20 protein-coding genes are annotated in these 21,263 nt (G+C 71.6%); 8 read left to right on the top strand and 12 right to left on the bottom strand.

Annotated features, from left to right (window positions below; all coding sequences use genetic code 11):
- Nucleotides 1–27: 27 nt before the first annotated feature.
- Nucleotides 28–1,215, bottom strand: coding sequence for an NAD(P)-binding protein (locus tag ACIBJG_RS22830; RefSeq protein WP_399309896.1), 1,188 nt, complete (start codon nt 1,213–1,215; stop codon nt 28–30).
- A 109-nt stretch (nt 1,216–1,324) separates the two neighbouring features.
- On the opposite strand from ACIBJG_RS22830, the gene ACIBJG_RS22825 reads away from it, so the two are divergent.
- Nucleotides 1,325–2,035 (top strand): pentapeptide repeat-containing protein, encoded by a 711-nt coding sequence (locus tag ACIBJG_RS22825; protein ID WP_399309894.1) that lies wholly within the window; start codon nt 1,325–1,327, stop codon nt 2,033–2,035.
- A gap of 37 nt (nt 2,036–2,072) precedes the next feature.
- On the opposite strand, the gene ACIBJG_RS22820 is transcribed toward ACIBJG_RS22825, so the two are convergent.
- The 3 genes from ACIBJG_RS22820 to ACIBJG_RS22810 form a co-directional block, all read right to left on the bottom strand.
- Nucleotides 2,073–2,570: a hypothetical protein gene (locus tag ACIBJG_RS22820; protein ID WP_399309892.1), complete on the bottom strand. Its 498-nt coding sequence runs from the start codon at nt 2,568–2,570 to the stop codon at nt 2,073–2,075.
- A 62-nt stretch (nt 2,571–2,632) separates the two neighbouring features.
- Entirely contained in the window at nt 2,633–3,271 is a 639-nt protein-coding gene (locus ACIBJG_RS22815; RefSeq protein WP_399309890.1) for a response regulator, read from the bottom strand.
- Nucleotides 3,268–4,563, bottom strand: coding sequence for a sensor histidine kinase (locus ACIBJG_RS22810; protein WP_399309888.1), 1,296 nt, complete (start codon nt 4,561–4,563; stop codon nt 3,268–3,270). The genes ACIBJG_RS22815 and ACIBJG_RS22810 overlap by 4 nt, the downstream gene beginning before the upstream one ends.
- Before the next feature lie 238 nt (nt 4,564–4,801).
- On the opposite strand from ACIBJG_RS22810, the gene ACIBJG_RS22805 reads away from it, so the two are divergent.
- Complete coding sequence (locus tag ACIBJG_RS22805; RefSeq protein ID WP_399309886.1) at nt 4,802–5,359, top strand: heme-binding protein; 558 nt, start codon at nt 4,802–4,804, stop codon at nt 5,357–5,359.
- Nucleotides 5,360–5,735: 376 nt separating this feature from the next.
- Nucleotides 5,736–7,109: a M1 family metallopeptidase gene (locus tag ACIBJG_RS22800; protein WP_399310173.1), complete on the top strand. Its 1,374-nt coding sequence runs from the start codon at nt 5,736–5,738 to the stop codon at nt 7,107–7,109.
- Nucleotides 7,110–7,135: 26 nt separating this feature from the next.
- Here the strand turns inward: ACIBJG_RS22800 and ACIBJG_RS22795 are convergent, their stop codons facing one another.
- Together ACIBJG_RS22795 and ACIBJG_RS22790 are read right to left on the bottom strand one after the other, a co-directional pair.
- Nucleotides 7,136–8,719 carry a M4 family metallopeptidase gene (locus ACIBJG_RS22795; RefSeq protein ID WP_399309885.1) on the bottom strand — a complete coding sequence of 528 codons (1,584 nt, stop codon included), beginning with the start codon at nt 8,717–8,719 and terminating at the stop codon, nt 7,136–7,138.
- Nucleotides 8,720–9,003: 284 nt separating this feature from the next.
- Complete coding sequence (locus ACIBJG_RS22790) at nt 9,004–9,579, bottom strand: TerD family protein (RefSeq protein WP_399309883.1); 576 nt, start codon at nt 9,577–9,579, stop codon at nt 9,004–9,006.
- 202 nt (nt 9,580–9,781) lie between these two features.
- Here ACIBJG_RS22790 and arfB point away from each other — a divergent pair, with 202 nt between their 5' ends.
- The gene (gene arfB / locus ACIBJG_RS22785; protein WP_399309882.1) at nt 9,782–10,207 is read left to right on the top strand and encodes an alternative ribosome rescue aminoacyl-tRNA hydrolase ArfB; all 426 of its coding nucleotides are present in this window, start codon (nt 9,782–9,784) and stop codon (nt 10,205–10,207) included.
- A gap of 28 nt (nt 10,208–10,235) precedes the next feature.
- Here the strand turns inward: arfB and ACIBJG_RS22780 are convergent, their stop codons facing one another.
- Nucleotides 10,236–10,742 carry a flavin reductase family protein gene (locus tag ACIBJG_RS22780; protein ID WP_399309880.1) on the bottom strand — a complete coding sequence of 169 codons (507 nt, stop codon included), beginning with the start codon at nt 10,740–10,742 and terminating at the stop codon, nt 10,236–10,238.
- Nucleotides 10,743–11,170: 428 nt separating this feature from the next.
- Here ACIBJG_RS22780 and cdgB point away from each other — a divergent pair, with 428 nt between their 5' ends.
- Together cdgB and ACIBJG_RS22770 are read left to right on the top strand one after the other, a co-directional pair.
- Nucleotides 11,171–12,820: a diguanylate cyclase CdgB gene (gene cdgB / locus ACIBJG_RS22775; protein WP_399309878.1), complete on the top strand. Its 1,650-nt coding sequence runs from the start codon at nt 11,171–11,173 to the stop codon at nt 12,818–12,820.
- A gap of 153 nt (nt 12,821–12,973) precedes the next feature.
- The gene (locus tag ACIBJG_RS22770; protein WP_399309876.1) at nt 12,974–13,966 is read left to right on the top strand and encodes a carbohydrate-binding protein; all 993 of its coding nucleotides are present in this window, start codon (nt 12,974–12,976) and stop codon (nt 13,964–13,966) included.
- 60 nt (nt 13,967–14,026) lie between these two features.
- Here ACIBJG_RS22770 and ACIBJG_RS22765 read toward each other — a convergent pair whose 3' ends face one another.
- The 5 genes from ACIBJG_RS22765 to ACIBJG_RS22745 form a co-directional block, all read right to left on the bottom strand.
- Nucleotides 14,027–14,878, bottom strand: coding sequence for a ketose-bisphosphate aldolase (locus ACIBJG_RS22765; RefSeq protein ID WP_399309874.1), 852 nt, complete (start codon nt 14,876–14,878; stop codon nt 14,027–14,029).
- Nucleotides 14,879–14,934: 56 nt separating this feature from the next.
- Nucleotides 14,935–15,876, bottom strand: coding sequence for a 1-phosphofructokinase family hexose kinase (locus ACIBJG_RS22760; RefSeq protein ID WP_399309873.1), 942 nt, complete (start codon nt 15,874–15,876; stop codon nt 14,935–14,937).
- Between the two features lie 176 nt (nt 15,877–16,052).
- Entirely contained in the window at nt 16,053–17,216 is a 1,164-nt protein-coding gene (gene nagA / locus ACIBJG_RS22755) for an N-acetylglucosamine-6-phosphate deacetylase (RefSeq protein ID WP_399309872.1), read from the bottom strand.
- A complete protein-coding gene (locus tag ACIBJG_RS22750) occupies nt 17,216–18,148 on the bottom strand; it encodes an ROK family protein (protein ID WP_399309871.1) in 933 nt (310 codons plus the stop codon). Before ACIBJG_RS22750 ends, nagA begins: the two co-directional genes overlap by 1 nt.
- A 156-nt stretch (nt 18,149–18,304) precedes the next feature.
- Nucleotides 18,305–19,213, bottom strand: coding sequence for an SIS domain-containing protein (locus tag ACIBJG_RS22745; RefSeq protein ID WP_399309869.1), 909 nt, complete (start codon nt 19,211–19,213; stop codon nt 18,305–18,307).
- Nucleotides 19,214–19,507: 294 nt separating this feature from the next.
- Between ACIBJG_RS22745 and ACIBJG_RS22740 the strand changes: the two genes are divergently transcribed.
- Both ACIBJG_RS22740 and ACIBJG_RS22735 read left to right on the top strand, forming a co-directional pair.
- Complete coding sequence (locus ACIBJG_RS22740; RefSeq protein ID WP_399310172.1) at nt 19,508–20,725, top strand: extracellular solute-binding protein; 1,218 nt, start codon at nt 19,508–19,510, stop codon at nt 20,723–20,725.
- A 32-nt stretch (nt 20,726–20,757) separates the two neighbouring features.
- The gene (locus ACIBJG_RS22735; RefSeq protein ID WP_399309867.1) at nt 20,758–21,030 is read left to right on the top strand and encodes a DUF3263 domain-containing protein; all 273 of its coding nucleotides are present in this window, start codon (nt 20,758–20,760) and stop codon (nt 21,028–21,030) included.
- Nucleotides 21,031–21,263: the final 233 nt, after the last annotated feature.

Below are 21,263 nucleotides of genomic sequence, written 5' to 3'. Positions count from 1 at the left end.
GGGTCTCGGTGGGCCCACCCTCCGACCTCAGGTGCGCTTGAGGTCAAGCGGTGTGCCGGGTGCGGTGGTTCCGAGGGCGAGGAAGGCGGCCTCGATGCCGCTGATGAAGGACACCTCGCTGAGGAGGCCGGGGGCGGCGACCTGGTCTCCGGCGAGGTAGATGCCGTTGCCGCGGTCGATGGCGGGGCGGTCGCGCCAGGTGGTGCCGGGGTGGTCGACCGCGCCGGTGCGGCCGGAGGCGAGGGCGTCGCGGCGCCATTCGGTGCGTTCGCGCCAGCCGGGGAAGCCCAGGTCGAGGAGGTCCTCGGCGCGAGCGGTGCCGGTGGCGCGGCTCTCGTCGGGGGCGACGGGGAACTGTCCTTGGATGAGTTGTTCGCCGGCCGGGGCGAGGCTGCGGTCCTGGGCGGTGAAGCGTTCGATCCAGCCGGGTGCGTCGAGGTCGGAGACGGCGAACGCGTCGCCGCGGCGGGTGCGCAGGGCGAGGTCGACGAGGGCGGTGCGGCCGGAGGGCCAGGTCAGTGCGGGGTCGCCGAGGAGGGTGCGGGCGGCGTCGAGGGAGGTGGCGACGACGACGGGGCCGGTGCGGGCGAGGGTGTCGAGGGCGGCTGCGTCGATGCGGGAGGCGGTCTCGATGCGGACGCTGAGGTTCGAGGCGCGGGACGCCATCCGGTCGATGATGCGGTCCCAGCCGCCGACGGGGTAGCGGGCCTCGGGCGGCAGTGCGCCTGCGCGGCGGAGCCGTTCCTGGACGAAGGCGGCGGAGAGACTGCCGGGGTCGTGGTGGTAGAGGGCCACGGCGACGTAGTGCGCGGCGGCGCGGGCCCCGTCCTCGCCGACCTGTGCGGTGGCCCAGGTACGGAAGTCGGCGTCGACCGGTGCGTGGGCGGCGTCGCGGCGGCTGAGGCGCAGGACAGCGAGGGGCGGGGTGCGGCGCAGGGTGCCGCGGTGGCGGAAGCGGAGCCGGGTGGCTTCGAGGGGTGGCACGGTGGCGGTGGGGCCGAGGAGGTTGCGCCGGTGGAGCCAGGTCCAGTGGGGGCCGTGGCGGTAGAGGGCGTGCGGGCCTTCGTTGGTGCGGTAGGGGCCTTCGGCGGTCCTGGCCCGTCCGCCGAGGGTGTGGTGGGCCTCGTGGATGGTGACCTGGGCGCCGGATTCGGCTGCCGTGATGGCTGCCGTGAATCCGGCGAGGCCGCCGCCGACGATGTGGATGCGCTGCATGGTTCCGGTCTCCTTCGCTGGAGGTGCGTCTGGTTACGGGACGTGCGGCGGGGCGGGGATGTGACATCGGCGGCGGGGCGTTGTCAGTGGTGTGCGTCACGATGGGGTCATGGTGCGCAGCGGCGGTAGTGGTGGCGGTACGGGCAGGGCCGGCAGGGGAGCGAAGGGCGGGGTGGCCGAGGCCCGGCGGCCGGAGGTGCGGCTGCCTCCGCTGGTGTCGTACGGGGGCGGCGGGCTGGAGCCGGACGGGGATTACGACGGTGTGCGGTTCGACGGGGTGGATCTGGCGGACGAGTCGGGTCCGGGGGCCCGGTTCATGGACTGCGCGCTGGAGGGCTGTGCCTTGGACCGTACGGATCTGGTCAGGTCGCGGTTCATCGATTCGGTGCTGACGGGTGTACGGGGGGTGGGCACCGATCTCGCGGGGGTGTCGCTGCGGGATGTGGAGGTCGTCGACGCGCGCCTGGGCGGGGTGCAGATGCACGGGGCGGTGCTGGAGCGGGTCCTGATCAGGGGCGGGAAGATCGATTACCTGAATCTGCGGAAGGCCCGGCTGAAGGACGTGGTGTTCGAGGGGTGCGTGCTGTCGGAGCCGGATTTCGGGGCGGCGCAGCTGACTCGGGTGGAGTTCCGGGACTGTGTGCTGAAGCGGGCCGACTTCAGTGCGGTGCGGATGGAGTCGGTGGACCTGCGGGCGGTCGCGGAGCTGGACATCGCGCGGGGTGTGGAGCGGCTGGCGGGTGCGGTGATCAGCCCGTCGCAGCTGATGGAGCTGGCTCCGGCGTTCGCGGCGCAGATCGGGGTGCGGGTGGAGGCGTGACGGGGCCGCCGCGAGCGTCTCGGGGGGCGGGCTCCGGTCAGAGGCGGGGGAAGCGGGCCTGGAGGTCCCAGATCGTGGGGTTGTCGGCGAGGCCCTCGTGCATGTCGGCGAGGTCGGCGATCAGGTCGTGCAGGAAGTCGCGGGCCTCGCGGCGCAGCAGGGAGTGGCTGAAGGTGAGCGGTGCTTCCTCGGCGGGCATCCAGTCGGCCTCGACGTCGACCCAGCCGAAGCGGCGCTCGAAGAGCATGCGGTCGGAGGACTCGGTGAAGTCGAGTTCGGCGAACTGGCGGCGGTGCGAGCGGTTGCCGCGGGGGTCCTGGTCGATCTTCTCGACGATGTCGCACAGGGCCCAGGCGAAGTCGAGTACCGGCACCCATCCCCAGGCTGTGGATACTTCGCGGTCCTCTTTGGTGTCCGCGAGGTAGACGTCCCCGGAGAACAGATCGTGGCGCAGGGCGTGGACGTCCGCTCGGCGGTAGTCGGTCTGCGGGGGATCGGGGAAGCGTCGGGAGAGGGAGTAGCCGATGTCGAGCACGGTTCGATGGTGTCATGCCCGGCGTGTCGGTCCCGCATCAGTGGAGGCGGGGGCGGGGTTGCTCAGGGCAGCAGCCGCTGTTCCTTGGCCACGGAGACGGCTCCGGCGCGGGTGTCGACGCCGAGCTTGTCGTAGATGCGGCCCAGGTGCGTCTTGACGGTGGCCTCGCTGATGAACAGGGCGCGGGCGATGTCGCGGTTGCCCAGGCCCTGGGAGAGCTGGCCGAGGATGTCGCGTTCGCGGTCGGTGAGGGTGGGCAGCGGGGTGCGCATGCGGGCCATGACGCGGCTGGCGACGGGCGGGGACAGGGTGGTGCGGCCCTGGGCGGCGGAGCGGATCGCGGCGAAGAGTTCCTCGGGGCGCTCGGCCTTCAGCAGGTAGCCGGTGGCGCCCGCCTCGATGGCGCGGGTGATGTCGGCGTCGGTGTCGTACGTGGTGAGGACGAGGACGTGGGCGCCGTCGGTGCCGGCCACGATGCGGCGGGTCGTCTCGACGCCGTCGATGCCCTCGCCCAGCTGGAGGTCCATCAGGACGACGTCGGGGGTGAGCTTGGCGGCGAGGGCGACGGCTTCCTCGCCGCTGCCGGCCTCGCCGACGACCTCGATGTCGGGTTCGCTGCCGAGGAGGGCGAGGAGTCCGGCGCGTACGACCGCGTGGTCGTCGCAGAGCAGGATCCGTACGGGCGGGTGTGCGGCGGTCATGCGGGGTCCTGGGGGGTGAGGGGGCCGGCGGGTGCGTCGGTGAGGGGGGCGGTGGCGGTCACCACGGTGCCCTCGCCGGGGGCGGACTCGATGGCCAGGGTGCCGCCGAGCTGCTGGAGCCGGGCGCGCATCGCGGGCAGCCCGTGTCCGCGCACGCCGCCCGACGGTCCGGTTCCGGTTCCGGGGGTGAAGCCGTGGCCGTTGTCGGCGATGTCGAGGACGGTCCGGTCGCCCAGGTGGGTGAGGGTCAGGGCGGCCTCGGTGGCGCCCGCGTGCTCGGTGACGTTGGCCAGGGCGCCCTGGGCGATCCGCAGCAGTGCGGACTGAACGCGGTCGGGCAGGGCGGTGTGCGGTGTGCCCTCGACGTGGCAGCGGACGGTGAGCCGGCCGGCGGCCTGCGCGGTCTCGCGGGCGGCGAGGGCGTGCAGCGCCGCCTCCAGGCCGCCGCCCTCGGCGAGGTCGGCGGGGGCCAGGTCGTGGACGAAGCGGCGGGCTTCGGCGAGGTTGTGTTCCGCGATGCCGGTGGCGGTACGGACGTGGCGGCGGGCGGTCGCCGGGTCGGTGTCCCAGGTGCGGTCGGCGGCCTGGAGCAGCATCTGCTGGCTGGACAGGCCCTGGGCCAGGGTGTCGTGGATCTCCATGGAGAGCCGCTGGCGCTCGGCGAGGGTGCCTTCGCGCCGTTCGGTGGCGGCCAGTTCGCGGCGGGTGCGGAGCAGGTCGTCGATCAGCCGGCCCTGGGTGACGGCCTGGCGTTGCATGTGGATGAAGACGGCGGTGGCGACGGCCGCGACGGCGGGCGGGGCGAGGACCAGGTTCGGGTCGAAGCCGTCGGCCAGCCGCAGTTGTGCGGCGACGACGAACAGGGTCAGCAGCGCGACCAGGGCGAGCGCGGCACGTGGCGGCAGGATGCGCAGCCCGGTGTAGAAGAGCGGGACCGCACACCAGGCGAAGCTGGGCGCGAGGACGACCAGCACCATCCACACGGCGACCAGCACCCCGAGCCGGACGAGGCTGCGGGGCGTCGGCCGGGAGCCGAGGACCGGGCCGAGTACGTAGAGGACGGCGAGGGCGACGGACAGGCCGATGATCCACGGGGTGCGCGTCTCGCCGGGGTGCCGCAGCAGGAACCGGGTCAGTGAGGCACCCAGCAGCAGGAAGAACGCGGCGTGCATGAGCAGGGCCAGAGCGCGGGTACCGGAGTCGGCCTGGCCGTGGGTGCCGGAGTCGGCCGGCCCGCGGGTGCCGGGGCCGTCGGCCTGCCCGGCGCCGCGCGCCGACCGGCTTCGCCGCATCCCTTCGTACTCCTGATCCACCTCGTACCCCTGCTCCTGACCTGCGCGGACATCTCATCGTCACCCCGAACGGGCGCCTCCGCATCAACCGATCGGCCGATGGGGCTGTCAGCCGATCCGCGCGCGGCGTCGAGCCGGTACGACGACCGAACGGCCCCGGAACCGGCCCAAGGATGGAACACAGAACGCAGGAACCACACCACCCCGCCACACCGGCACGCATCCCAGGAGCCCCACCATGAAGAAGATGTCGCTGCGCACCCGAGTCCTCACCGGTGCCGTCGCCGCCGCCGCCCTCGGGGCCGGCACCTTCGGCGCCATGTCCGCGAACGCCTCCACCCCGGCCGCCGCGCCCGCCGCCACCGTCAAGGCGGACACCGCGAACCGCAACCTCCAGCAGTCCACGCACCTGACCGTGGACGCCGCGTCGAAGGCCGCGCAGGCCGCCCTCGACGCCGCGGAGAAGGAGAACCAGCGCGTCGCAGTCTCCGTCGTCGACCGCAACGGGAACACCATCCTGACGCTGCGCGGCGACGGCTCCGGCCCGCAGGCGTACGAGTCGGCCGAGAAGAAGGCGTACACCGCCGTGTCCTGGAACGCCCCGACGTCCGAGCTTGCCGGGCGGCTCGCCCAGGCCCCGAACCTGAAGGACATCCCTGGCACCCTGTTCCTCGCGGGCGGTGCCCCGGTGCAGGTCAAGGGTGCTCCGGTGGCGGGCATCGGCGTGGCCGGAGCGCCCAGCGGCGACCTCGACGAGAAGTTCGCCCGGGCCGGGGTCGCCGCCCTCGCGAAGTAGTCACCACCAACCGCGGGAGACGGATATGAACGCCCTCGATCAGCAGCTGCTCGACGCCGCCCCCTACGGCCGGCACCGCCCCCTACGGCAGGCACCGCCCCCTACGGCCGGCGGCGGGTGAGCGGCCGCCGGCCATCGCGGTGCTCCGACTATCGCGGGACCGGATTCGGCCCGACCCGGTATCCCCGGACTCCGACATTCCGCACATAGGATCATGGGTGTGGATCACCGACCCCCGGTAAGCGACACGGCACGCGGCCCGGCACGCGACACGGCACGCGACACGGCACGCGGCCCGGTAAGCGACACGGCACGCGGCCCGGCATGCGACACGGCACGCGGCACCCGCAGGACAGCCGCCGGGCCCGCCGCCCTGCTGCTCGCCCTCGCCGTCCTCGCGTCCGCCTGCACCGCCGGAACCGGCGGGGTGGAGGGCAAACCCGGCGCCTCCGGTCTGCATGACCCGTACTTCCCGAAGCTCGGCAACGGCGGCTACGACGTCACGCACTACGACCTCACGCTCGACGTCGATCCGGACGAGCAGACACTGCGCGGGACCGCCGAGATCACCGCGCGGGCCACCCAGGACCTGAGCTCGTTCAACCTCGACCTGGCCGGGCTGACCGTGGACTCGGCGACCGTGGAGGGGCGCCCGGCCGCCGTCAACCGGGCGGGCAACGAGCTGACGCTGCGTACGGACGCGAAGGTCGAGGACCGGCTCCACAAGGGTGAGACGTTCCGTACGGTCATCCGCTACTCCGGCTCCCCGAAGACCATCACCGATGCCGACGAGTCCGAGGAAGGGTGGCTGCCCACCGACGACGGCGCGCTCGCCCTCGGGGAGCCGACGGGGTCGATGGCGTGGTTCCCGGGCAATCACCACCCGAGCGACAAGGCCTCGTACGACCTGACGGTCACCGTCCCCAAGGGGCTGACGGCGGTCTCCAACGGGGTGCCGGCCGGGCCGCCGACGACGGCAGGGGACCGCACCACCTACCGCTGGCACACCGCCGAACCGATGGCGAGCTACCTCGCCACCCTGGCCGTCGGCCGCTTCACCACGAAGACGTCGACCATGGCGGGCGGCATCACCGTGTTCACCGCCGTGGACCCGGAGTCGGAGAAGGCGAGCGCGCGGGCGCTGGCCCGGGTCCCCGAGGTGGTGGCGTGGGAGGCGGAGCACTTCGGCCCGTACCCGTTCTCCGCCACGGGCGCGATCGTGGACCGCGAGGACGATGCGGGGTACGCCCTGGAGACGCAGAACCGGCCGTTCTTCCCCGGGCCGCCGACCATGGAGCTGCTGGTCCACGAGATGGCGCACCAGTGGTTCGGCGACTCGGTCACGCCCGCGACCTGGCGGGACATGTGGCTCAACGAGGGCCTGGCGACGTACGCGCAGTGGCTGTGGGCCGAGGAGAAGGAGGACACCCCGGCCCAGGAGTCCTTCGACGAGGCCTACGAGGACGAGAAGAACTGGGCGTTCCCGCCCGCCGATCCGCCGAGCGCCGCGGACATCTCGCAGGACCCGGTGTACGGGCGCGGGGCCATGGTGATCCACAAGATCCGCGAAGTGGTCGACGACGACGAGGAGTTCTTCGCGCTGCTCGCCGGATGGGCGAAGGCGCACCGGCACGGCAACGTCTCGACGGCGGACTTCACCGCGTATGTGGAGGACTACACCGGCGAGGACCTGTCGGAGCTGTGGAAGGACTGGCTGTACGGCAGGAGCCGGCCCGCCGCGGACGGCTGACCGGCTCCCGTGCGTGACGGCGGGCGTTACTTCACGTTGACGCCGGTCCAGGCGGCGTCGACCGCCTTGAGTTCGGCGCTGTCCGCCCCGTACAGGTCGGTCGCCGCCTTCTCGGTCGCGACGCGTGCGGCCGCGTAGTCGGTGGTCGAGGTCATGTACTCGGAGAGGGCCTTGTACCAGATCTGGACGGCCTTGTCCCGGCCGATGCCGGTGACGGTGGAGCCGTCGGAGGTCGGGGAGTCGTAGTCGACGCCGTTGATGGTCTTCGCGCCGCTGCCCTCGGCCAGCAGGTAGAAGAAGTGGTTGGCGACGCCGGACGAGTAGTGCACGTCCTGGTCGCCGACGCTGCTGTCCCAGTAGTCGGCCGAGCCGCCGTCCTTGCTGGGCTTGTCCATGTAGCGCAGCGGGGTGCCGTCGCCGTTGATGTCGATCTTCTCGCCGATGAGGTAGTCGCCGACGTCGGTGGCGTTGTCGGCGAAGAACTCCACGGAGGTGCCGAAGATGTCGCTGGTCGCCTCATTGAGGCCGCCGGACTCTCCGGCGTAGTCGAGGTTGGCGGTGGCGGCGGTCAGGCCGTGGCTCATCTCGTGGCCGGCGACGTCGAGGCCGGTGAGGGCGCTCTTGTTGTCGGCGCCGTCGCCGTAGGTCATGCAGAAGCAGCTGTCGTCCCAGAACGCGTTGACGTACGCGTCGCCGTAGTGGACCCGGGAGTAGGCGGCCTTGCCGTCGCCGGCGATGCCGTCGCGGCCGAGGGCCGACTTGTAGAAGTCCCAGGTCATCGCGGCGCCGTAGTGGGCGTCGACTGCGGCGGTCTGGCGGTCGTTGCCGGTGCCGTCGCCCCAGGTGTCGTCGTCGTCGGTGACGAGGTCGCCGGTGCCGCTCTCGCCCTGGTTCAGGTCGTACGTCTTGTGGCCGCCGCGGTCGCCGTCGGTCAGCTCGAAGCCCGAACCGGAGGCGGTGGTGGAGAGGTCGACCTTGCCGCTGTACTGGCTGTTGCCGACACCGGCGGTCTCGACGGCCTCGTAGCTGTGCAGCTTCTTGCCGGTGATGGCGTCCGTGATGATGTGCATCCGGCTCGGGGTGCCGTCCTTCTGTACACCGGTCTTCACGGTCTCGAAGGCGAGGACGGGCGTGGTGCCGCGCGCCCAGATCACCTTGCGGGCGCTCGCCGCGGTCTTGATCTTCGCCGTCGTGGACGGCACGGATATCCGGGCCTTGGTCGCCTTGGTGACGCTCTTGACCTTGCCGCTGCTCGCGGTGTGGGTGACGAGGTCGCCGCCGAGGACGGGCAGTCCGGCGTAGGTGCGCTCGTAGCGGGTGTGGACCGTGCCGTTGGCGTCCTTGATCACGTCACGGACGATCAGCTTCTCCTGGGCGCCGAGCCCGAGCGAACCGGCGGCCGAAGCGGCCTCGGTCTGGGCCGATTTGATGGCGCCGGTGCGTGCGGAGGCGCTGTTGAAGGCGGGGGACGCGGTGCGGGGGGAGGCGGAGGAACCGTTGTCCGAGGCGCCCGGGGTGGCGTTCGCCGCACCGGTCTGCACTCCGACGACGACCATCGCGGCCACGGCGGCCAGGGCTGCGGCGCGACGGGTGTTCATGTGGGGGGTCATGCGTTCTCCGTTGCTCGTTCCGTGGGGGGTTACGAGCGGAGAGCGTGCCACCGAATGACCAACTTTGACGGTGTACCAACAATTACCTCACAATTCTTTGACCGTTTCTTGTCCGACTTGGGCGCGACTGTGTCCGCTATCCGGCGGACTTCCATCAATGGCACAACACTGCGTGTCGTGCGTCCCGTTGGGGGTGTCCGGTGGTATGCGGACATGCGGGAGCCCCCGGCCGCAGGACGTTCGGCCGGGGGCTCCTGTGAAGCAGATGTGCCGGAGCGTCGGAGTCAGAGAGTGACGCCGAAGTCCGAGGCGATGCCGCGCAGGCCCGAGGCGTAGCCCTGGCCCACGGCGCGGAACTTCCACTCGGCGCCGTTGCGGTACAGCTCGCCGAAGACCATGGCGGTCTCGGTGGCGGCGTCCTCGCTCAGGTCGTAGCGCGCGATCTCGGCGCCGCCGGCCTGGTTGAGGATGCGGATGTAGGCGTTCCGCACCTGGCCGAAGTTCTGGCTGCGGGTCTCGGCGTCGTAGATCGACACCGGGAAGACGATCTTGTCGATGTCGGCCGGCAGGCCCGCCAGGTTGACGTTGATCTGCTCGTCGTCGCCCTCGCCCTCACCCGTGACGTTGTCACCGGTGTGCACGATGGTCTGGTCCGGCGTCGCCTTGTTGTTGAAGAAGACGAAGTGCCCGTCGGAGAAGACCTTCCCGGCGGAGTTGACCGCGATCGCGGACGCGTCGAGGTCGAAGTCGGTGCCGGTGGTGGTACGGACGTCCCAGCCGAGGCCGACCGTGACGGCGGTGAGGCCGGGGGCCTCCTTGGTGAGGGAGACGTTGCCGCCCTTGGACAGGCTTACTGCCATGGGAAGTCCCTTTCATCTGTCGTATGCGGGCTTCGTGCCATCACGAAGCTACCGTCACAGTTCATAACGCAGGCAGGGGACCGTGAGGTTCCTTCCGCCTTTACTTTCTTTACCGAACTGATGACGGGGTGCGGACAGACGGAGCAGGGCGGGCGTCAAAAGGAGGTGACGAACCACCCGCCGGGCGGGGAACATGGGTGTCATGTCCGGGCCCTATGTCATCCGTGGTGCGGTCTCCCTGCCGGAGGCCGAGCTCATGTGGCGTTTCTCGCGGTCCTCGGGGCCAGGCGGGCAGCACGTCAACACCAGCGACTCCCAGGTGGAGCTGCGCTTCGACCTCGCAGCGACCGAGTCGCTGCCCGAGGTGTGGAAGGAACGCGCGCTGGAGCGGCTGGCGAGCCGGCTGGTCAACGGCGTCGTGTCGGTCCGCTCCTCGGAGCACCGCTCGCAGTGGCGCAACCGCGAGACGGCCGCCGTGCGCCTCACGGCCCTGCTGGCCGAGGCCACCGCGCCGCCCCCCAAGGCGCGCGTCAAGCGCAAGATCCCGCGCGGCATCAACGAACGGCGGCTGCGCGAGAAGAAGCAGCGCGGCGACACCAAGCGGGGCCGCTCCGGCCGCGACTGGTAGCGCCCGCCCGGCCCGTCGGCGGTCCGGTTCAGCCCAGCTGCCGGTAGCGCCCGAGGAAGTACGTCAGCGGGCCGCCGTCCCCGCTCGGCAGTTGCGCACCGAGCACCCGGCCGATCACCAGCGTGTGGTCCCCCGCCGTGATTCGCTGCTCGGTACGGCACTCCAGCGTGGCGAGCGCGCCGCCGACCAGGGGTGCGCCGGTGACGTCCCCCCGTACATAGGGGATGTCCTCGAAGAGCAGCCGGTCGCTGATCCGGCCCTTCATGGCGAACCGGCCCGCGATGTGCCGCTGGCTCTCCGCCAGTACGGAGACGGCCCACAGTGGCTGTTCCGCCAGCAGGTCGTCCATCCGGGAGTCGTTGCGCAGGCTCACCATGACCAGCGGCGGGTCGAGCGACACCGACATGAAGGCGGTCGCCGTCATCCCCACGTCCTCGCCGCGCCCGTGCTCGTCGAGCGGGGGCTCCTGTGCGGTGATCAGCACCACTCCGGCTGCCAGCCGGGCGAGGGCGCCGCGGAACTCGTCGTTGCTCACCCCCTCAGCATGGGGGACGGCTTCGGTACGCGGGGTGGGGGGCTTCGTCTGCAACACACCGGGAACGCTAGCCGCGTACGGTGGTCCCCCGCATCGGGCCAGGGGACCAGTCAGGTCCTAGGACCTGTCGTCCCGGGCCCGGCTGTGGTGGCCGTCGTGCGTTGCGCGTTGCGCGTTGCGCGTGGTGCGTGGTGCGTGGTGCGTGGTGCGTGTGCGTGTGCGTTCAAGAAAAGGACGGACCACTCAAGAGCGGCACTTGTGACCCTTCATCATCTGTTGTGACTTGAGTCACAGAGTGCAATATTTGTTGACCCTGTGTACCGGGTGCACAGCTCAGTGTGATTCAGTGGCCGTGACACTGCAGTAAGTACGTCAAGTACGTCGATATGAAATCTGGAGTGCTGTCGAGGTCTCGGGGAGTGCGAGCGATGGAGGCCGAGTCGGAGCCGTACGTCCGTCTTGCGACGATGCGGCAGCTGCACCAGGCCGTGGCCGATCTCAACACGGCGCGGAGCCTGGCCGACACACTGCAGACCGTCGCCGACGGAATCGTCGCCGGTCTCGGCTACGAGCTCGCCTGCGTCAACCTCGTCCGTCCCGACGGTGATCTCGTCGTCGCCGCCTTCGCCGGCAACAGCGCCGCCGAGGCCCTGATCACCGGCCGCGTCGGCTCCCGCACCTCCTGGGAGCGTCGGCTGGCCATGGGCGAGATATGGGACGAGCTCCGCTTCATACCCCACACCGACGGCTGGGTCCTCCTCGACGACGACGTCCCGCAGTGGCACACCGAGGGCCCCGAACCCCGCTTCGAGGACGAGTGGCACCCGCAGGACCGGCTCTACGCCCCGATGTACGCCTCGGGCGGCGGCCTCGACCTCCTCGGCGTCATATCCGTCGACCGCCCACGCAACGGGCGCAGGCCCGGCGCCTGGGGGCGCGAGGCGCTCCAGATGTACGCGTCCCAGTCGGCCATCGCGATCAGTAACGCCAGGCTCCGGGCAAACATGCAGCGCGCCCTGGTCCGCCTGGAGCGCGAACAGCAGGCGCTGCGGGCCAGCGAGGAATCCTTCCGCCAGGCCTTCGAGTACGCCCCCAGCGGCATGGCCATCGCGGAGATCGGCGGCGACCAGCACGGCAGGCTGCTGCGCACCAACGACGCCCTGTGCCGGCTCCTGGGCCGCCCCGCCTCGGTGCTGCGCCGCTACTCCTTCGCCGACCTGGTCCACCCCGAGGACATCGGCACCCTGCTCCGCACCTCCGCCGAGGGCGGCCGTGCCGAGCTGCGGCTGGGCCGCCGGGACGGCACCTATCTGTGGGTCTCGCTGCGCAACTCCGTCGTCGCGGACACCGCGGACGGGCCGCGCTTCCTGCTCACGCACGTCGAGGACATAGAGGAGCGCAAGCGCCACGAGCTGAACCTCGCGCACCGCGCTTCGCACGACGCCCTGACCGGGCTGCCCAACAGTGCGGAGCTGCGGGCCCGGCTCAGCGCCCGGCTGTGCGAGCGCCCGCACTCGGTGGCGTCCACCGACGTGCAGGCGCTGGACGCGGCCTACGGCGATGTGGACGAGGCCCAGGCGCACGGCTTCCCCGTCGAGGCGTTCGACGCCGGGCGGGGTGTCGGCCCGTACGACCACCATGTGCATTCCGTCGCACCGGACACGGTGGACGACGACGGGTCGAAGGGGCTGGCGGTCCTCTTCTGCGACCTGGACGGCTTCAAGTCGATCAACGACCGCTTCGGCCATCACACGGGTGACGCGGTTCTCATCGAGGTCGCCCGGCGGCTCACCACGTGTGTCCGCGACGGGGACACCGTCGCCCGGCTCGGGGGTGACGAATTCGTCGTTCTCGCGGACGGGCTGGGGTCCGCGGACGCCGCGGACCTGGCCGTACGTCTGCGTAACGCCATCATTCCGCCCATTCGGGTCGACGGCCGGGCGGTCCGGGTCGGGGCGAGTTTCGGTATCGGCTGGGCCGCCTGCGGCATGACCGCCGAAGAGGTGCTGCGCTCCGCCGACCAGCGGATGTACGTCGAGAAGCGGTCCCGTTCGAAGGTTCACCGCCGGGCCGGCTGACGTTCGCCGGCACGTGGTTTCGGGGGTGCGCGGCTCAGTGGGTTCTCCCCTCCGGCAATTCTTGGTGTGGTCCGTTCGGGGTAGGCTCGGCCGGTCGGCCACGGCTGGCGATATTCGGCGACGGCTGGCGACATGGTGAGGAGTGACCCAGGGATGGCCGGGAACAACGGCGCGAGCACACCCGAGGACGACGATCCGTTCGGCTACCTCTACGAGGACGGACAGGCAGCCGGTGCACAGCCACCGGGGCAGGGTGGACAGGGCGGCTACGGCTACCCGGGTCCCGCCGCGCAGCCGGGCGTGCCACGGACCTCGTACAACCAGGTGCGGACCGTCGGCGAGCGCCAGTACGGGCAGGTGCCGCCGCAGCAGGCGTACGGGCAGCAGCAGGCGCCCTACGGTCAGCCGAACGCCCAGTACAACCAGCCGAACGCGCAGTACGCGGCCCCGGAGACGTACCCCGGTGGCGCCACCACGCAGGTGCCCCACCAGGGCGGCCGCGGCAGTGGCGGCGGTTCCGGCAAGGGGGGCCCGAACACCAAGGGCCTGCTGATCGGGGCGGTCGCGGTGGTCGCGGTCGTACTCATCGGCATCGGAGCCGCGCTGATGACGAGCGACGACAAGGACAAGAAGAAGGACGAGGCCACGTCGTCCGCCGGCGCGGGCGGTCAGGTCGAGCAGTCGCCGACCCCGGAGCCGTCCAAGAGTTCCGCGGCCCCCGTCGAGCTCCCGAAGCAGGACGCGGCGTCGCTCAAGCTCGGCGGCGACGCGGGGCTCGACAACACCGTCAAGGGTGCCAAGAGCAACAACGGGCAGTACATCAACCTCAACGCCGTGGGCAGGTCCGCGACCTGGTCCGTCGAGGTGCCGGAGGCCGGCGAGTACACGCTGTTCGTGACGTACGGCGTGCCGGGCAAGGACGCCAAGACGTCGCTCACGGTGAACGCCGAGGATCCGCGCTCCATCAACATGACGAACTTCGCCAACGCCCCCGAGGGCGATCTGGAGAAGGGGTGGACGACGACGTACGCCTACGTCAACCTCACCAAGGGTCCGAACACCTTGATGATCTCCTGCAACGAGGGCGACCAGTGTGATGCCAACCTGGACCAGCTGTCGCTGAAGGCCGGTCACCAGAAGCGCTGACCTGCCCCGTCCATACGTGTTCCGGCCCCTCGCCCAGCGGCGAGGGGCCGGTCGCGTTTCTCAGCCCATCAGGGCGAGGAAGCCGGCCACCGTCGCGGCCATCGCCTCGCGGCCGGGGGCGATGTACTTGCGCGGGTCCACGCCGGTGGTGTGCTCGGCCAGGTGGGCGCGGACGGCTCCGGTGAACGCCGTGTTCAGTGCCGTACCGACGTTGATCTTGACCATGCCGGAGGACGCGACGGCCTGGCGGATCTCCTCGTCGGGGACGCCGCTGGAGCCGTGCAGTACCAGCGGGACGGGGACGGCGTCGCGCAGCCGGCCGATCAGTGCGTGGTCCAGGGCGGCGGTGCGCTCGGTCATGGCGTGCGAGGAGCCGACGGCGACGGCCAGGGCGTCGACGCCGGTGGCGCGGACGTACGCGGCGGCCTCGGCCGGGTCGGTGCGGACGCCGGGGGCGTGGGCGTCGAGCGGGGCCTCGCCCTCCTTGCCGCCGACCTTGCCGAGCTCGGCCTCGATCCAGATGGAGCGCTCGTGGCCCCAGGCGACCGCGGCGGCGGTGGCCCGCACGTTCTCCTCGTAACCCAGCTTGGAGGCGTCGAACATGACCGAGCCGAAGCCCTCGTCGTGTGCCTGGTGCAGCAGTTCCACGGACTCGACGTGGTCGAGGTGGAGGGCGAGGGGGACGCCGGAGGTGCGGGCGACGGCCGCTGCGGCGGCGGCGATGGGGGCGAGCCGGCCGCCGTGGAACTTCACGGCGTTCTCGGAGATCTGGAGGATGGCGGGGGCGCCGGCGCGCTCGGCCCCGGCGGCGATCGCCTCGGCGTGCTCCAGCGTGATGACGTTGAAGGCGGCGATCCCGCGTCCCTCGGCCTGGGCGGCGGAGACGAGTTCACCGGTGCTGACGAGCGGCATGCTGACCTCTGTGGTTTCCTCGGGCCCGGCGGACGGGCCCGGTGGGGGCGCGGCGTTCAGGCCGCGTCTGCGTGTTCCTCGATACCGACGCGCGGCAGCAGCTCCTCGTACGCCGCACGGTCGAAGTCACCGGCCGTGGGGGAGAGCACGGTCGCCGTCGACAGTGCCACCGCCCGTCGCAGCCGGTCCGGCCAGTCCAGGCCCTCCACGAGCCCGGACAGCAGTCCGGCCACCGCGGAGTCGCCGGCCCCGGTCGGATTGCCCTTGACGGGCGCGGGCGGGGACGCCTGCCAGGTGCCGTCGGGGGAGACCGCCAGCATGCCGTCGGGGCCCAGCGAGGCGATCACCCCGTGCGCCCCGCGGCGGCGGGCGTCCCGGGCGCCGCGCAGGGGTTCGCGGGCGCCGGTGAGCTGGGCGAGCTCGTCGGCGTTCGGCTTGATCAGGTCGGGGCGGGCGGCGATGCCGCGGCGCAGCGGTTCGCCGCTGGTGTCCAGGAGGACGGGGACGCCCGCGGTGCGGGCGAGGCGGACCAGTTCGGCGTACGCGCCCACGTGGATACCGGGCGGCAGGCTGCCGCACAGGGCGACGGCGTCGGCGGCGGTGAGCAGTTCGCCGTACGAGCCGAGGAACGCGGTCCACTCGTCGGCGGTGACGTGCGGTCCGGGTTCGTTGAACTGGGTGGTGTCCCCGGTGGTGCGGTCGACGACGGCCAGGGTGCGCCGGGTGTCGCCGGCCACGGGAACGAGGGCGTCGGTGACGGTCGCGGGGCCGGAGGGGAGTGCGGCGAGCAGTTCGCGCAGCACGGCTCCGGTGGTGCCTCCGACGAAGCCGGTGACGACGCTGTCGTGGCCGAGGGCGGCGAGCACGCGGGCGACGTTGACGCCCTTGCCGCCGGGGCGCTCGGAGAGGTCGGTGACGCGGTGGCTGGAGTGCGGGACGAGTGCCGGTACGCCGTACGTCAGGTCGAGTGCCGTGTTCAGCGTGACCGTGAGGATCACCTCGGCCGCCCCTTCGATCCGTATGGAGCGCGGATCTCTTTCCAGAACGCGCTTTCCCTGCTGGTTTCCTACGCGATCATGTCAAAGAGACGGCGGTCGGCCCAGACGTCGGAACCAACCGCCGTCTCTTCGTTACGTCGATACGTCGATACGTCGTTACGCGGAGGGCGGTCCGGTCAGGCGGACCGGACCGCCTGCGGCCGCACGATCCACTCGCCCTTGCGCATGACGCCCTTGAGCCGGAACTCCTCGTCCAGGACGACGAGGTCGGCGTCCTTGCCGGGCTCCAGCGAGCCGACCCGGTCGTACACACCGAGGAGCCGGGCCGGGTTGGCGGAGATGGACTGCACCACGTCGCCGACCGCGATCCGGTCGATGGTGACGGCCCGGTGGAACGCGGTGTCCAGGGTGAGGGTGGAGCCCGCGATGGAGCCGCCCTCGACGAGCCGGGCGACGCCGTCCTTGACCTCGACGGCGAGCGGGCCGAGCTGGTACTGGCCGTCGCCGAAGCCGGCCGCGTCCATGGCGTCGGTGATCAGTGCGACGCGGTGCGCGCCCGCGTGGTGGTAGGCGAGCTCCAGGGCGGCCGGGTGCAGGTGCGTGCCGTCGTTGATGAGTTCGACGGTGATCCGCTCGTCCTCCAGGAGGGCGGCGATCGGGCCGGGTGAGCGGTGTCCGAAGGGCGGCATCGCGTTGTACAGGTGCGTGGCCACGGTGGCACCGGCGTCGATCGCCTCGACGGTCTGCTCGTACGTGGCGTCCGTGTGCCCGATCGCGGCGATGACGCCGTGTTCGGCGAGCAGCCGTACGGAGTCGATGCCGCCGGGCAGTTCGGTGGCGAGCGTGAACATCTTCGCGGTGCCGCGCGCCGCGTCCATCAGCTTGCGGACCTCGGCCGGGTCCGGGTGGCGCAGCAGCCCCTCGCTGTGGGCGCCCTTGCGGCACGGGGAGATGAAGGGGCCCTCGAAGTGGATGCCGGCCAGGTCGCCCTGTTCGACGAGCTCGGAGAGGATGCCGGCCCGTTCGGCGAGGAAGTCCATCTCGCCGGTGACGGTGGAGGCGACCAGGGTGGTGGTGCCGTGCTCGCGGTGGGTGCGGACGCCGGTGAGGACGTCCTCCACGGTGCCGGAGGTGAAGGAGCCGCCACCGCCGCCGTGGTTGTGCATGTCCACGAAGCCGGGAACGATCCAGTGGCCGGACAGGTCGACGATCCGGGCGTCCTCCGCCCGGCTGCCGGCGATGCGGGTGCCTTCGACGATCACCCGGCCGTTCTCGACGGTGCCGGTGGGGAGTACCACCCGGGCACCTGCGAGAACGGTGCTGTCTGCGCGTCCGGCCATCAGGCGGATACCTCCGTGGAGAGAAGATCCCAGGCGAGCAGCCCTGCGCCCAGGCATCCGGCGGTGTCCCCGAGGGCCGCCGGGACGATGTGGGGCAGCTTCTGGAACGTGACGCGTTCCTCGACGGCCGCACGGAGTGGTGTGAACAAGGTTTCCCCGGCCTCGGCGAGACCGCCACCGATGATGAGCGTGCGGGGGTCGAGCAGGGTGAGCGCGGTGACCAGTCCGGCGGCGAGCGCGTCGACGGCATCGCGCCAGACCTCGACGGCCTTCGGGTCGCCCGATTCGACGGCCTTGGCGCAGTCGGCGGCATCGGCCTCCGGGGCGCCGGAGGCGGCGGCCCAGGCGCGGCTGACGGCGGACGCGGAGGCCAGCGTCTCGAGGCAGCCGCGCTGGCCGCAGGGGCAGTCCGGGCCGTCCGGCCGGATCACGATGTGGCCGATCTCGCCCGCGTAGCCGTGTGCGCCCGCCTCGATGGCACCCGCGATGCCGATGGCTCCGGCGATCCCGGTGCCCAGCGGGATGAACATGAACCGGTCCGCGCCCCGGCCCGCCCCGATCCGGCCCTCGGCGAGCCCGCCGGTCCTGACGTCGTGGCCGAGGGCCACCGGTACGCCACCGAGCCGTTCGCCGAGCAGCCGGCGCATGGGTACGTCGCGCCAGCCCAGGTTCGCCGCGTAGACGGCGACCCCGTTCTCGGCGTCGATGATGCCGGGCACCGCGACGCCGGCCGCGAGGGCGCTCTCGCCGAAGTGCTCCTCGCCGTACGCGCGCAGATCCGCCGCGAAGGCGAGGATCGACTCCACGACGGCGTCGGGCCCCCGCTCTCTGCCGGTCGCGCGCCGTGCCTCGTAGAGCAGGGTGCCGTCGGCCCCGACCAGTGCGGCCTTCATTCCGGTGCCGCCCACATCGAGGGCGATGACGTGTTTCACGGGGAACAGTTTCGCCCGACGAACCCCAAAAGGTCTAGTCCACTATCGCTGTTTGTTGCGCATCCATACAAAATCGGGGCCACAACCCGGCGGCAACCGGCCACAACCCGCCGACAAGGGCCTGCGCCCTGTTCGGCGGATCGGGGCCCGGCAGCGCTACCCCGGAAGGATCACGCTGCGCGACAGGTTGCGCGGATGGTCCGGGTCGTAGCCCTTCGACTCCGCGAGGACCACCGCGAGCCGCTGCGCCCGGATCAGGTCGGCCATCGGGTCGGCCGACCGGTGGGCGACGAGCGTCCCGCCGACCGCCGCGACCTCACCGGCGAGCCCCTCGGGCAGTGCGCCGAAGACCCACGCCACCCGGTTCGGACCGGTGATCGCGATCGGGCCGTGCCGGTACTCCATCGCGGGGTACGACTCGGTCCAGGCGCCCGCCGCCTCGCGCATCTTCAGCCCGGCCTCCTGCGCGAGACCGTAGGTCCAGCCGCGCCCGAGGAACGTCCACTGCTCGGCCGCGACCACCGCCTCGTCCAGCGGCTCGGTCACCGCCAGCTCCGCGTCCACGGCCGCCTCGGCGACCGTCTTCACGCCGGCCGGGAGCGGGCCCGCCGCCTCCAGGCCCGCCCGCAGGAACGCGAGGGCGGTGGTGGCGAACCGGGTCTGGACCACCGACTCCTCGTCCGCCCAGTCCAGGACGGCCACGCCGTCGGCGGCCTCCATGACCGGCGTCTTCGGGTCGGCGGTCAGCGCCAGCGTGGGCGTCCTGCCGCGCAGCTCGCCCAGCAGCGCCAGCACCTCGCTCGTCGTACCGGAACGGGTGATCGCCACGACCCGGTCGTACGCCCGCCCGGCCGGGAACTCCGAGGAGGCGTACGCGTCCGTCTCGCCCTGCCCGGCCGCCTCCCGCAGTGCCGCGTAGGCGATGGCCATGAACCAGGAGGTGCCGCACCCGGTCACGGCGACCCGCTCGCCCGGACGCGGCAGCCCGTCGAAGGAGGCGCCCGCCTCCGCGGCACGACGCCAGCAGCTGGGCTGGGTGGCGATTTCTGATGCGGTACGGGACATGCTGGACGGCTCCTCGCGGCTGGGCGCTGGCTGGGGCGGCTCGTGGTGGACGCGCCGGGTCCTGCCCGGCCGAGACCTCCTTAGCAGTCGCTCCGCGTCCCGTGCAATGCTGCTTTGCTGCGAAAGCGATACCTCGGTGGTATAGACCTGCTGTCCGGGGTGGTGCAAAATCGCAGCTCATCCGGAGGGCCCCCATGCCGACGTGGGTGCCGCGGGTGGCGCAATCGACGAGGGACGGACTGGGCTGTGCAGCGGCGTTACTTGGGACTGACGGCGGCTGTCGCCGCACTGGGCATGACGGTCACACTGGCGGGCTGCGGCGCCGACGGCGGCTCGGGCGACGTAACGCTGAAACTGGTCGCGGCCGACTACGGCACCGGCGAGGCAGACAAGTCGCAGACGTACTGGGACGGGATCGCCCGGAGCTTCGAGGCGTCCCACCCCGGCATCAAGGTCGACGTGACCGTCCTTCCCTGGACGGACGTCGACCGCAAGGTCGCCGAGATGGTGAAGGACGGAAAGGCCCCCGACATCGCGCAGATCGGCGCGTACGCGGACTACGCCAAGGCCGGCAAGCTCTACTCCGCCGACCAGATGCTCAGCATCCCCACCCAGGCCAACTTCCTGCCGAAGCTCGCGGAGGCCGGCCGGGTCAGCCGGGTCCAGTACGGGCTGCCGTTCGTGGCCAGCACCCGGCTGCTCTTCTACAACAAGGACCTCTTCTCCCGGGCGGGCCTCAAGGCCCCGCAGACCTGGGACGACATAGCCGCCGACGCGACGGCGCTCAAGCAGCGCGGGGTGAAGTACCCGTTCGCGCTGCCGCTGGGCCAGGAGGAGGCGCAGGCCGAGACCATGATGTGGCTGCTCAGCGGCGGCGGTGGCTACACCGACGACGTGGGCTCGTACAACATCGACTCGGCCGAGAACGTCCAGACCTTCGACTGGCTGAAGTCGAACCTCGTCGACAAGGGCCTCGTCGGCCCCGTCGCCCCCGGCAAGCTCGACCGCGCCAAGGCCTTCGCGGCGTTCACCAAGGGCGACGTCGGCATGCTCAACGGCCACCCCACCCTGATGGAGGAGGCCCAGAAGCAGGGCGTGAACTTCGGCATGGTGCAGCTGCCCGGCGCCGACGGGCCGACCAAGGCGTCGATGGGCGTCGCCGACTGGATCATGGGGTTCAAGCAGAACGGCCACCGTGTCGAGATGGGCAAGTTCTTCGACTTCATGTTCAGCGACAAGAACGTGATCGAGTTCGCCGACAAGTACGACCTGCTGCCGGTCACCGACTCCGCGTCGGCGGCGATGGAGGACGACCCCAAGTCCAAGCCGCTCCACCAGTTCCTGGCTGCGCTGCCGGACGCCGAGTTCTACCCGGTCGGCAAGACGTCCTGGGCCCAGGCCAGTGAGTCGATCAAGGAGAACATCGGCAGGGCGGTCGAGCCGGGAGCGAACCCGCAGAGCGTGCTCCAGCACATCGCGCAGGAGGCAACGGCCGCGGAGAGCGCGGAGTAGCGGCCCGAGGCCGGCGCAATATATTGGCTGATATGACCGCCCTCCCCCCGAACGGCCCCGACGACGAGCCCGTCCCGCCCGCCCAGCTCTCCGACCGGGACCGCGCGGTGCTGGCGGTCGAGCGGCAGTCGTGGGCGGGGCCGGGGGCGAAGGAGCGGGCGATCAGGGAACAGCTCGGCATCTCCCCGACCCGCTATTACCAGCTGCTGAACGCCCTGCTCGACGACCGCCGGGCCCTGGAGGCGGACCCGGTGACGGTGAACCGCCTGCGCCGGGTGCGGGACGCGCGGCGGGGCCGCCGCTGACACCCGGGGCGCTGCCCCGGACCCCGCGCCTCAAACGCCGGCGGGGCTGGATTCCGGCCCCGGCCGATCAAAACCAAGCCCCGGCCGATCAAAACCAAGCCCCGCCGGGCAAAACCAAGCCCCGCCGGGCAAAACCAAGCCCCGCCGGGCAAAACCAAGCCCCGCCGGGCAAAACCAAGCCCCTCCGGCGATTGAGGAGCGGGGTCCGGGGCAGCGCCCCGGGAGCACCCGCG

Source organism: Streptomyces sp. NPDC050422 (assembly GCF_044458665.1).
In the GTDB taxonomy this organism is placed as follows: domain Bacteria; phylum Actinomycetota; class Actinomycetes; order Streptomycetales; family Streptomycetaceae; genus Streptomyces.
The sequence above is the reverse complement of the archived record's forward strand: the minus strand, read 5'-3'. Positions and strand labels throughout refer to the sequence as shown.